Below are 12,084 nucleotides of genomic sequence, written 5' to 3' on the forward strand. Positions count from 1 at the left end.
TCCGGAAGCCCCAGGCATCATGGCAATGGGTTGGCAACTGGCGACCGGCACGGGCTATTGCGAGGTGGGCGGCGAGCTTGTCTTCCTCGATCTCGCCCGCGACAAATATTTCTTGCTGCGCGGGGCCGACCGCGCGGCGTTCGATCGCCTCCGGGCCGGAGAACCCAACGATAGCGAAGCCATCACGCGGCTCGAGCGAGCCGGGCTCATCATGCAGTCGGGGAAATCCACCAGCATCGGACCGACCGAGATCGAAGTGCCCGAGGATGATCTCATGGCGACGGAGGGCCGAACGGGCCTGCGGATGATTGCTTCGGCGGCGTTCGCGCTTCGCTGGGCTCGGCGGGCGATGAGGCCTGAGCATATTGCCGCGACTGTCGTCCGGTTTACCGAGCGAAAGCGTGCCATCGGCGTCCCGGGAACGGAGGATGCAGCCGCTTCCGTTGCCGCCGCTTATGCCGCGAGCCGCTGGCTCAATCCCATTCCGCCGCGCTGTCTGATCGATGCGCTCGCGCTCGACCATATCCTTCTTGCGCGCGGTATCGTCGCGAGCCTCGTCTTCGGCGTGCGGATGTCGCCCTTCAACGCTCATTGCTGGCTCCAGACCCCGGAGACCATCCTTACCGGTTCGGCTGCCGAGGCCCGTAACTTCACGCCGATCCTGGCCGTCCGGTGAAGCGGGGACTGCTCGCCTTTCTGGGAGCACCCGACCGCGCGGCGGACGTCGCCGCCGCCGCCGAGCAGCATGGCCTTGGCGCGGTCGCGATCGAGCATGACCATATCCTGTTCGCAGGCACGGACCTGCCGTCGCGGCGCCTCGCGGACGGCGCGGTCATCCTCGGGGATATCTTCACGCGAACCGGGGTGAGCGTTCACGCTCCCGCGGATGGCTGGGGTAATTTCATCGCGGTAGCACGGCGGGGTGATACGCTGATCGTTGAGCGGGCGGCGCTGACCGGCATGCCGCTATATTGGATCCGGAACGCGGACGGGATCCTCTGCTTCTCGCATCTCGAACTCGTCCGTGACTTGCTCTCGGACGTTTCGATCGACTGGGAGTTCGTCGGCCAGTCCCTCGCGTACAGTAATCTCAGGACCGAGCGCACGGGCATTGCGGGCCTGCTCGAGCTGCTCCCCGGCTCCAGCCTCGCGTTCGACGGTCATGGGACCGAGGTCCGGGCGGACTGGTCGCCGTGGGAGCATGTGGCAAAGCCGGCGGCGAGCGGCGTTGCCGAACTTGCCGCGGCGCTCGAGCGGCGCATCGACAGCAGCGTGAAGGCCTGGAGTTCGGGTCGCAGCGAAATTCTTCTCGAACTGTCGGGTGGGCTCGACAGTTCGATCGTCGCGGCCTCGCTCTCGGGGGCGGGCGCGGACTTTTCGGCGATCAATTTCGCGACGCCGGGCGCCGATGGCGACGAACGCCATTTCGCGCGCGCGGTTGCCGAGCGCGTTGGCGCTGCGATGATCGAAGCCCGGAACGACGACACGCGGATCGATCTTCTGTCGCCGCCTGCCCATTTGCATCCGCGCCCGGGTGCCTATGGCGTTCTCGGCGGCCTTGACCAGGCCTTCGAGGAGGCTGGCGGGGGAAAGGCAAGGGCGATTATCGGCGGCATCGGCGGCGATAATGTCTTCGCCTTCGACAGCTCTATCGGCCCCGCGGTCGATGCGTTCGAGCAGTTCGGCTTCTCGCGGCGGACCTTTGCCGTACTTCGCGACGTTGCGCGCGCGGGTGGCGCGACGATCTGGGAGGCGGTCCGCCTGCTGGTACGTGCTCGGCGCGTCGGGCCGCGCCGAGGCTGGCCGCGCGAGACGAGCTTCTGCAATCAGGCGGCGCTGCCTGCGGCACCCTTCACTCATCCCTGGGACGAGGGGGCGGCTGGCGCGTCGAGAGGCAAGCGCAAGCATGTCGAGGCCATCCGCCGGATCCTCGATTTCGCCGACCGTCCCGATCGCTGGTACGATCGCGATGTCGGCCTGCCACTGCTGTCGCAGCCGGTCGTCGAGCTCTGCCTGTCGATCCCGAGCTGGGTCTGGTTCACCGGTGGCCGGGACCGGGCGGTTGCTCGCGCCGCCTTTGCGAACCGCCTGCCGGCATCGGTCGTGTGGCGGCGCGACAAGGGGCGACTGGAATCGCTCTGCACCGCCGCCTTCCTGCGGCAGCGGCATGACCTCGGCGAGCTGCTGCTGGACGGCCGTCTCGCCACGCGCGGGCTGCTCGATGCGGCGAGCATATCGGCCTATATCGAGGCTGCCGACGTCGTCGGCAATTTCGACTATTTCCGATTGCTTGAGATCGCCGATGTCGAGCGTTGGATCCGCGCGGTCGAGGCTTCGCCCTTCTTCGGTCCGAGCAGCGACCAGCGCTGATACTGCCCGGCCTTGGCGGGATCGGGGTCGATCGCGCCTTGCAGCCAGTAACGAAACCAGTCGAGATTGCGCTGATAGGCGGCGAGCTTCTGCCGGGGCTCGGCCTTGATGTGTGCAGCGAACGGGAAGATGTGCATCTCGGCGAGCCGGGCGGTCGCGAGCTTGCTGAACAGTTCGAGCGAGAGCCGCGCTTCATGTTCGGGCAGCTGCATGAGGAGGGGCGCGTGAATGTTGGAGGTGTCGAGCGCCGCTGAAAGGCGCTTCCAGCCGTCCGGCGATTCATCGGGTGATCCGACCTTCCAGACTTCGCGCACATTTTTGATGAAGGTCTCGCGCCCGGGCCGCGCGTTGAACCAGTAATAGCTTGGTTCGAGCTGAACCGAGGCGATCGAGGCGGCCTTGAGCAAATCACTGTGCCGGAGCGTCCACGTCGTGACCTCGCTCCCGAAGCTGAGGCCCCCCATGCCGACGCGCGCCGGATCGACGATCCCGCGCTTTGCGAGGAGATCGACCGCGGCACGAACAGCCTCCATGCCCTGTTCGTAGCGTGCTTCTCCGACCGCGCCGCTTGGCACCGAATTGATGCAGAGTGCGGCGATCCCGTTCGCGGCAAGCGCGCGCAGCGGCCATTCGTCGCCGACACCGCCGCGCAGATATCCCGCGCAGCGATAGTAAGTGACGAAGAGCGGCAGCCGCCCGGGGATCTTCGGGCGGATCAATACGCCCGACGCACGGCTGCCGCTCACCTGCCACGCGATGGTTTCGGCAAGGAGCCCTTCGCTGTCAGGATCTGGATTGGGGGAGGAGACGACGGTCTTGTTGCCGCCCTCGCCGATACGGACGAGGCGCGGCGCGATATCGGGGGCGGCTTCGACGCAGAAGATGGCAGCCTGCGCTGCGGCGCAGGGCAGATAATGGGTACGGCCGCCCGAGAGTTGTCCGTCCGCAGCGGCGAGGCGGGTCAGCCTTGCTGTTCGTGCCGACCAAGCGAACAGGGTCTGGTGGAAGTCCGCGTCATGGAGCGCGACGACCGCGCTTCCGTCGCTTCGGGGCGCCCACCAGGAGAGGCGCAGCTCACCCGGGGGACATTGGCTTTTTGCCGCGCACATACCGCGGGCTCCGAGCGCGGTGCGCAGCGCGACGGGCAAATCGGCTGGCGAAACGAGAGCGGGATGCGGCTGTGGTTCGAGCAGCGCCTGATCGGCGGCATCTGCGGCGACGGGCGCGAGGGCACCGGCATCGTAGCGTAGGAAGTGGCGCGGCGCGGCAGCGAGCAGCGGCGCCCTGTCGAACCAGTCGCCCGAGAAGCGCTGCGTGGCCGGGCGCCCGTTGATCAGGGCGCCATGATAGAGCGGCTGGGCAAGGTCGGTGGCGCCGTCGACGAGGATGCCGGTTTCGCGCTCGGCTTCCTCGGCGCGTGCAATAGTGGCCCGCGACGGCCCCTCGCGCGTGACGAGCGCACCGTCGGCCCGAAACGCGAATGCCTCGATGTCGCTGTCGCCGTCCGCGATGGCACGAAAGCCCGAGCCGTCGGTTGCGCTGGCCCAGAGGCCGACCCGTCCGTCGACGAGCGCGCGAACGACAAGGCGATGGCTGTCCGGACCCCATTTGGCCTCACCGGCTACGATCACGCCAGCATCGTCCCACATCGCCGTTCCGAGACGACCAAGCGAGCGCGGGGGTGACCGGCCGTCGGCCGCAACCAGATACCAGTCGACGTCGATGCGGTTCGTGGCGGTCGATGGCCTCTCAATCCTGTAGGCGATCCAGCGACCGTCGGGAGACGCCGCAAGCCCCGAAATATCGGCGGTCTCGACGATCTCCCTCGGCGTCGTCTGGCTGGCCGCGGGCGATGCCGCGGCCAGCAGGGCAAGGATCAGCGTCAGCCGTCCTACCATTTGATCGTCGCCTGGACCGAGATCATCCGCCCGACCGGGCTCGCCTTCTCGGGGTCATAACCCATTGCCGAGGTCTGGCTGCGGTTCATGACATAGGGCGGGTCCTTGTCGAACAGGTTCAGGACGGAAAGGCCAAGCTGAAGCCCCCGGCCATCTTCACCGCCGCTTCCACCGATCCGCTGCGAGATCGTGAGATCGACGGTGGTCCATGACGAGACGGGCTCGGCAGGCACGACGATCTGGTTGATATAGCTGTCGGTGAAATTGACGAAGGCATTGGCCGAGAAGCCGCCCTTCGACCAGCCCGCGCGCCCGCGCAGGCGCCACTTCACGGGGCTGGCGTAGAAGCCGACGACGTCGGTGCTCGGTGCACCGGGCGTCAATTGCCGCTTGATCGAGAAGATATGCGTGCCGCTGATCCCGAGGTCGAGCGTTCCGCCGGCCAGCTGCGGTGCGTAGCCGAGGTCGAAGTCGATCCCCCGCTGTCGTTCTGCCGAGAGATTGCGCGTTTGGCCGTCGAGGATCGCGACGATGTCGGTCGGCGCGAAGCCCGAGGGATTGAAGAAGGTCGGCTGGTTGAAGTAGAAATTGACGAGGTCGAGCGGCGGGTTGTCGATGATCACCCCGCCGAACACGTCGCGGTTCGACAGGAAGCGGAGATAATCCTCGGTCACCGTTCCGATACGATCGCGATAATCGACATAATAATAGGTGAGCGATGCGCGGAGGCCCGGCAGCGAGGGCGGCGCGATATCGAAGCCCGCAGTCCAGGTCGTCGCCTTCTCGGGCTGGATGTTCGGCGCATAGCCGAACAGCGCGAGGACGGTCGATTGCCCCGTCGGCGACGCTGGATCCGGCACATTCTCGACCGAGTAGAGCGAGAGCGCCGGGCCGATCAGTTCGTCGAACAGGGGGGCGCGGAACGACGTGCCGTAGGAACTGCGGAGCGCGATGCCTTCAGCGGGTTCCCAGCGCAGGCTGAACTTCGGATTCTCGGTGCGACCGAACTGGTTATAGTCCTCGATGCGACCTGCAGCAGAAAGTTCGAGGCGCCGGAAGCCGGGCACTTCATTGTCGGGGCCGAAGATCGGCACCAGCAATTCCGCATAGAGTGACTTCACATGCCGCGGACCGGGCAGGCCGGGATAGGGCGCATTGTTCGGGGTCGCGGCGCTGATGTCGTTCTTGACGAAATAGTCATAGGCCTCGCGCCGATATTCCGCGCCCGCAGCGAGGCGGATATCGCCCGCCGGGAGACGGAACAACGGGCCGTCGGCGCGAAGCGCCGCCGACCAGTTCGAATAATCGTCGATCGTCCCGTAGCTGCCCCGGATGCGGTCGAGCGTCGCGGGATTGTTCGCCGTTCCGTCGCCGAACACGTTGAGCGCGGTCGCCGGGTTGGTGTCGGCGAGCGCCGCAGTCAGACGGGCATTGTTGACGAGATTGGTATAGTCGGCCTTGCCCTTCTGACGGCCATAGGCACCGCCGAGCTGGATGCTCCACGGCCCGAGACGCTGTTCGAGCCCACCTGACAGGTTAATGGCCCGCACGCGGCCCGAACGGTTCTCACGTCCGAGGTCGTTCGCAAAGCTGTAGGTGACCTGCACCGGCTGGTTCGTACCGATCGGATCGGTATAGAAGGGATTGGTGACCGGCACGCGCGACACGCGGAGGAAGTCGCCCTTCGCGATCCTGCGGAAATCGCGCTGCGCGGCGAGCGCGTTGACCTTGAGGATCAGGTCGCTCGTGATCTCCAGTTCGCCTCCGGCATAGAGGCTGTGAACGCGCTGGCGCGGCAGGATGTCGCTCTCGGCACGGCCGTCGCGCCGGTTCTGGATGCCGGGAAGGAGCTGCGCAGCGGTGAGCGCCGTTCCGTTCTGCCCGGCGGGTATGCCGAAGATCTGCCCGTTCGCGGCCCGGATCGTGCCCGGCACAGCGGTTGTCGACCGGAAGTCGGGTCCGCCGAAGGGGCGAAGATCCTCGCGGGCAAAATCGCGTTTCGCGCCCGCGAGCGCGCCGCGGTTCGAGAACTGGTAGGCGAGCATGACATGGCCGCCGCTCCACCGCTTGCCGAGAAGCTGGCTGAATTGCACCTCGCTGAAGTCGCCGTCGGCGGTTCCCGCGCGCAGCGTCGTTTCCGCGCCTTCGAAGCGATTGCGAATTCGGACGTTGACCACGCCCGCGACGGCGTCGGCCCCATAGATAGCCGACGCGCCATCGGTCAGCACTTCGATCCGCTCGACCGCGCCCATCGGGATCAGCGAGATGTCCGCGAAAAGGCCGCCGACGCCGCCGAGGGCGGGGCGCGAGCCGTCGATCAGGACCAAAGTCGACGAGGTGCCGAGCCCGCGAAGGTTGATACTCGATCCGAGCGTCGCGTCATTGCCAGTGCCGTTGCGCGTGGTCGCGCCCGTTGTGGCCTCGTTCGAACCGCCGCCGAATGCCTGTGGGAGCGATTGGAGCAACTGCTGGACACTGCTGTAGCCGCTCTTCTCGATGGCCTCCCGGTCGATGGACACGACGGGCGACCCGGTGGGACCGGCCCCGCGAATACGCGAGCCGGTAACGACGATCGATTCCCCGCCGGATTCAGTCGATCCAACTTCCTCGGCATGGTCGTTTCCCGAGCGCAGCACCCAGGCCCCTTCGACCAGTTCGACGTTGAGGCCGGTGCCGGCAAGCAGACGCGAGAGGGCAGTATCGGCTGTCAGGCGACCTTGGACGCGGGCGCTGCGCTTGCCTTCGACGAGACCTGTCGAGGCGATCACTTCCCGGCCTGAAATCTGCGAATAGCGTTGCAGGGCCGCGCCGAGATCCTGCGCGGCAATATTATAGGTCTGCTGTGCTGGTTGTGCCTGTGCGTGCGCGGCAGGAACCTGAATCGCGATTGCCGCGGTGCTCACCGAGAGCATCGCCGCCAGAAACTTGTACTTCATCTTACCTCCCCAAGCGGCCACCGATGGCCGTCTGGGGGTGCAAAACACCGGAAAGGGAACTCCCCCCCTCTCCGATCGGAATTATTTTTTACTGAGGGTGATCGCGTCCGGCCCCTCTGCCGCCTCCAGGTCCAGAGCTGCCGCGAGTTTGCGGGCAAGGGCTGCGCCGTTGTCGACGTCGAAACGGCCCGTCACAGGGAGTGATGCGAGGGCCGGGTCGGCGAGGCGGATCGGCTTCGCGTTGGCCTTGTTGGCCGCATCGATGACCGCGCCGAGCGGGAGTCCGTCGGCCGCCAGCATTGTGGTCGGCTCTGCCGTTTGGACCGGGCTGGTCATGGCAGGAATGAGACGCGGGCCGCTTTGCGCGACTTCGGCGCTTTCCCCGGGGGCGAGGCGCACGGTCTTTGTCGTCCCGCCGAGCCGGACCTCGACCAAGCCGCGCACGAGTTTGACCTTCGGGACATCCGACCGGGCGTCGACCTCGAACACCGTACCAAGAGCTTTCGTCTCCGAGATGCCGGCGACGACGATGAAGGGGCGGGCGCTGTCGTGTGCAACATCGAAGCGTGCGCGGCCGCCGTGCAGGCGGACACGGCGCTCGGTGTCGGAGAATTGCGGTTCGGCCCACGCGCCGTCCATCAACGTCACGGTCGAGCCGTCGGCGAGGCGAAGCTGGCCGGGAAGCATGGGGCCTGCAGCTATCTGGGGCGTGTCGCCCTGCCGGCCGAGATGCCAGGCGAAGCCGACAGCTATCACGAGCCCGGCGACGGCGGCGAAGGCCCACCGGAATCCGCCCGACGGCTTTTGTCCCTCTCGCGCGATCGCCTCGATGCGGGTTCGGGAGGCAGAGCCGGTCATCACGAAATCGTCCTCGGCCACCGCGAATGCTTCGGCGTTACCGGGTTTCGCATACCAGATTTTGAAGGCCTCACGGTCGGCCTCTGTGGGGGCACCTCGCATGCGCACGCCCCATTCGATCGCTTCGCGCTCGCTGGATTTCACGACTGCGGGTCTCGTGCCTTGCGAACCGCGACCAAAGCTTTGACGATATGTTTTTCCACGGCTTTATTGCTCATGCCTTTGATTCGTCCGATCTCGGAATAGCTGAGATCTTCGAACCTGTGCATCAGGAATACATCCCTTGTGACTGGATTCAGTCTGGCGATGGCTTCCTCGGCGCGGCGAAGCATGTCGCGGTGCTCCAGCGTCGCATGCGGGTCGGGGCCCGCAACGTCATGATCCTCGAAGCTGTGGTGAGCTTGCAACTGGCTGCGCATCCCCGACCGCTTCCGGTTTTTCAGGATCGTTCGGGCTGTCGACGCGAGATAGGCTGCAGGGGCTTCGAGGAAGGTTGCGCTCACGCCCTTCGCGGAAAAGAGGCGGCGAAACGTCTCCTGCACGAGGTCGCCGACTTCATGCGGCGGAACGTTGCGGCGGAAGATGCCTGCTACGCGGGCCTGATGTGCGACGTACAGCGCCTCGGCGCGATCGGCATGGTTGAACCCCGCCCAGTCGTTTGGAGGCAGGGGGTCGCCCGGTGCGGCACCTCGCCGGTCCGTCGGGTCGTCATCATAGTCCATTCCATATCGCCTACCGGTCGGACGGTGAGGCGATGAAGCCGGGAGGTAAGAACATATTCGGAAATATGCGCCGCCGCCTTTAGCCCGAAGGCCTGGACATACGCGTCGGCCACCCGGCAACGGATGGGAATGTCATAAGGCTTCCGAACGAGATTCTTACGTCCCGGCACCGCGCGCCTTGCTGCCCGATGCCCTGTCAGCATAGCGCTGCGCTGCGAAGGGGCAAGTTGACGTACGGGTTAATGGTCCAAATTGAATCTATCTGTCAGCTTCCGGCCGAGGTCGTCATTTCAACTGATCCATCGGTCCGACCCGCCGCAACAGCGCTTTGGACGGCGGCGCAGCCGATGCAACAGGAGCGATGCTCCTGTCCTTCGCTGCGCTGCGGCCCTGCGGGTGCATCCGCTGCTCATGCCACCGTCCCGACGCTTCCGCCGCGGCGGGATCGGCCCGCGCGTGACGCAGGAGCAGCACCATGGCAGCAATCGGAATCGTCAATGGAAGTATCGAGAAGGGCTTCATTGGCCAGCTGACGACCCTATCGATAAGGGCCCCGATCGAAATCCGCCTCAATCGGGCGAAGGGCTCGCAGATTCAGCCTGACTATCGCCTTTGGTCGGACGGCGTCGAGATCGGCGCGGGATGGATCCGTGTCGGCGCGGGCTCGGGAAAGCCCTACGTATCCATCACGCTTGAAGCGCCCGAATTCGGCCCACGGCGCCTCTATGCGAACCTTGGCAGGGCTGCGGCGGCCGAAGATGAGAACCGCTTTGCGATCATCTGGAACGCGGCGGATTGAGATGGCAAATAACTTTCACCCTCGCGACGAAGCTGGGCTTGCCACGCTCATGCAATCGCTTGTTTCCCTTACGGTAACGGTCGCTCTAACCGGCCTGCATCGGCGCCGTCGGGGGGCCGCGCCGATGGGGGTAAATCTCTCAGCAACAACCCGTCGGCCGAGCATGCGACCCGCTCGGCCGTCACTCGGCGGCATCCTTGCGTTCCGGATCAATATCGGGGTGCAAGGGTGTCGCCACCTTGTTAGGGTGACCGCGCATGCGTAGCGGTATCGATCATCTCCCACCTCAGAAGCAGCGCGAGCTCGAACGGATCGTCGAGATCATTTTCGAGGAGTTCGGCGACGCATTGGCTCTCGCGACGCAGGACTGGAAGCGCAAGGGGCGCATTTCCAAGATCATCCTGTACGGCAGCTACGCCCGCGGCGGTTGGGTCGACGAGCCGCATACGGCCAAGGGATATCAGTCCGATTATGATCTGCTGATCATCGTCAACGATGATCGGCTGACCGACCGGGTCGAATATTGGTCGAAGCTTGATGATCGGCTGATCCGGGAACTGTCGGTTACGAAGACGCTTCGCACGCCAGTGAACTTCATCGTGCATAGCGCTGGCGAGGTAAACGCGGGACTGTCGCAGGGTCGCTATTTCTTCATGGACGTCGCGCGCGACGGGATCGCGATTTATCAGGCGGTCGACGACGAACTACCCGAACCGCAACCGAAGACGCCGCACGCTGCGCTGGAGATGGCGCGGGAGTATTTCGACGAGTGGTATCCGAGTGCTTTGAAGCGGAGGGATATAGCGAAGTTCGCTGTCGAGCAGAATTATCTGAAGGACGCCGCGTTCGACTACCATCAGACGGCCGAGCGCCTCTACAATTGCGCACTGCTTGTTTGTTCGTTCTACAGCCCGCACGTGCACAATCTCGCATTTCTGCGCACCCAAGCAGAACGGATGGACGAGCGCTTGGCTGAAGCTTGGCCTCGCGAGACGAAGGCCGATCGATCACGTTTCGAGAAGTTGAAGGAGGCTTACATTAAAGCCCGCTATTCGAAGCACTATCGGATCTCTGTGGAGGAGCTAGCTTGGCTCGGTAGCCGAGTTGACGCTCTAGCGGCGATTGTCCGCGAAGTCTGCACATCGCGTATCTCCGAGCTTGAGGAAACTGCACGGGCAGCCAGCTAGTTTGCGCCTCGCTCGAAGCGGTGATCTTTGGCATTCCATCCTGAATGAAATTCGGTAACTCGATCTGACCAGATGGCCAGGTGGATGCTTTAAAGGGGGGATACTTTCAGGGTGAAGCATCACTCCAACCTGAAGCTTCAAGTGCCGCCGAAAGTCGCAATTGCATTGAATCTCCATAAGTTTGATCTACGGCTCTGGAGTGTGCAATCAGTCCGCCGACGTGTCTCACCATGCCCCAGACCGACGTAAAGTGGCGCGAGGCTGCGTGCTCCGCTAAGCCAAATTTCTCGATGCCGCGGACATGAGATTCGACCCTAGCCCGATATTCGCGAGACAGCCGCACCTCATCGCCGTCAACAAGCAATCCCAAGACGAGTTTGCGCGCGCCTGGCGGCGCAATGACGACTTTCTTGCGATGTAACAGGTGCCCGAACGAATTGAACACACGCTTCACATCATGGACCAGATTGCGCACTTCACGCCGAGTAATCGTCGTCCCGGTCGAAAAGACAACATCGTCGGAGTAGCGTGTATAAACAAGTCCACGCTCCCGAGCGATCTTTGCCAAGAGGTCGTCCATTGGCTCGCTTACCAGGTTGGACAGCATGGGGCTGGTTGGGGCCCCCTGAGCCAGGTGACCGAGGCGGTCGTCGCTGTAGGCCGTGATCTCTGCTGGACCATGAGTCCGACCCGAACGCCACCTCGAATCGATCTGCACATACGGTGAGTGTACTCTCGTGCATATCCTTGCGAGCTCGAAAGCGATTAGAGGTTGATATCCACACGACCGGAAGGCCCAATATACCCTGTCTTCCGAGATGCTTTCGAAAAAGTCGTGAATATCGAACTTTAATAGCCATCTCGCGCCGACATGGCGAGCAGCGCACTTTAGAGGGGAGGCGCCGGGTGCGTAGGCCATGCTGCTCGAGTGTACTGGGCGATTTGCGAGTACGTTTCGCGAGATCCACCGTTGCACACTGAGAAGTTGAGGCTCTGGAGCGGCGATGAGACGACCGCCGCCCGACTTTTTGCGAATGGTGAATGGCTTGTAGCCATCCTCAGACCGTGAGACGATCAATCTCAGGTATTTATAGTCGGCCCCGGTAACGTGGGCGAGATGGCGCAATGTCAAAATTGCGGGAGCCCCGCGTTTCTCGGCTTGCTCTGCTTGATCAAGCGCGTGCTGTACTGTCTGTTGTGTTATTCCCCTGGCTAGTGCGGAAGCACGATATTGGTGGGGCGAGGCGCTGATCATCTACTTTGGTCACCCCCGTGACGACGAGAAGCGAGACGGCTTGAGACCCCGAGAGAGGA

At 64.2% G+C, this 12,084-nt stretch carries 10 protein-coding genes; 4 read left to right on the forward strand and 6 right to left on the reverse strand.

What is annotated here, in order from left to right; genetic code table 11:
• Positions 1-25 precede the first annotated feature (25 nt).
• Both ATE62_RS12650 and ATE62_RS12655 read left to right on the forward strand, forming a co-directional pair.
• Entirely contained in the window at positions 26-676 is a 651-nt protein-coding gene (locus ATE62_RS12650) for a lasso peptide biosynthesis B2 protein (protein WP_058807766.1), read from the forward strand.
• A complete protein-coding gene (locus tag ATE62_RS12655; RefSeq protein WP_058807767.1) occupies positions 673-2,370 on the forward strand; it encodes an asparagine synthase-related protein in 1,698 nt (565 codons plus the stop codon). The genes ATE62_RS12650 and ATE62_RS12655 overlap by 4 nt, the downstream gene beginning before the upstream one ends.
• Here ATE62_RS12655 and ATE62_RS12660 read toward each other — a convergent pair.
• From ATE62_RS12660 to ATE62_RS23290, 5 genes are all read right to left on the reverse strand, one after another.
• A complete protein-coding gene (locus ATE62_RS12660; RefSeq protein WP_058807768.1) occupies positions 2,277-4,268 on the reverse strand; it encodes an Atxe2 family lasso peptide isopeptidase in 1,992 nt (663 codons plus the stop codon). The two genes, ATE62_RS12655 and ATE62_RS12660, sit on opposite strands and share 94 nt — an antisense overlap.
• Positions 4,262-7,204, reverse strand: coding sequence for a TonB-dependent receptor (locus tag ATE62_RS12665; RefSeq protein ID WP_058807769.1), 2,943 nt, complete (start codon positions 7,202-7,204; stop codon positions 4,262-4,264). Before ATE62_RS12665 ends, ATE62_RS12660 begins: the two co-directional genes overlap by 7 nt.
• An 81-nt stretch (positions 7,205-7,285) precedes the next feature.
• On the reverse strand, positions 7,286-8,206 hold the full coding sequence (locus ATE62_RS12670; RefSeq protein WP_058807770.1) for a FecR family protein: 921 nt from the start codon (positions 8,204-8,206) through the stop codon (positions 7,286-7,288).
• Positions 8,203-8,784, reverse strand: coding sequence for an RNA polymerase sigma factor (locus ATE62_RS12675; protein WP_058807771.1), 582 nt, complete (start codon positions 8,782-8,784; stop codon positions 8,203-8,205). The genes ATE62_RS12670 and ATE62_RS12675 overlap by 4 nt, the downstream gene beginning before the upstream one ends.
• 285 nt (positions 8,785-9,069) lie before the next feature.
• The gene (locus ATE62_RS23290; protein WP_156420506.1) at positions 9,070-9,261 is read right to left on the reverse strand and encodes a hypothetical protein; all 192 of its coding nucleotides are present in this window, start codon (positions 9,259-9,261) and stop codon (positions 9,070-9,072) included.
• Here ATE62_RS23290 and ATE62_RS12680 point away from each other — a divergent pair.
• Complete coding sequence (locus ATE62_RS12680; RefSeq protein WP_058807772.1) at positions 9,260-9,583, forward strand: DUF736 domain-containing protein; 324 nt, start codon at positions 9,260-9,262, stop codon at positions 9,581-9,583. The genes ATE62_RS23290 and ATE62_RS12680 overlap by 2 nt on opposite strands.
• 257 nt (positions 9,584-9,840) lie before the next feature.
• On the forward strand, positions 9,841-10,770 hold the full coding sequence (locus ATE62_RS12685; RefSeq protein ID WP_058807773.1) for a HEPN domain-containing protein: 930 nt from the start codon (positions 9,841-9,843) through the stop codon (positions 10,768-10,770).
• Between the two features lie 106 nt (positions 10,771-10,876).
• Here ATE62_RS12685 and ATE62_RS22920 read toward each other — a convergent pair whose 3' ends face one another.
• Complete coding sequence (locus ATE62_RS22920; protein WP_082662788.1) at positions 10,877-12,025, reverse strand: reverse transcriptase family protein; 1,149 nt, start codon at positions 12,023-12,025, stop codon at positions 10,877-10,879.
• Between the last annotated feature and the right edge of the window lie 59 nt (positions 12,026-12,084).

This window comes from Sphingopyxis sp. HIX (genome assembly GCF_001468285.1).
Classification (GTDB): Bacteria; Pseudomonadota; Alphaproteobacteria; order Sphingomonadales; family Sphingomonadaceae; genus Sphingopyxis.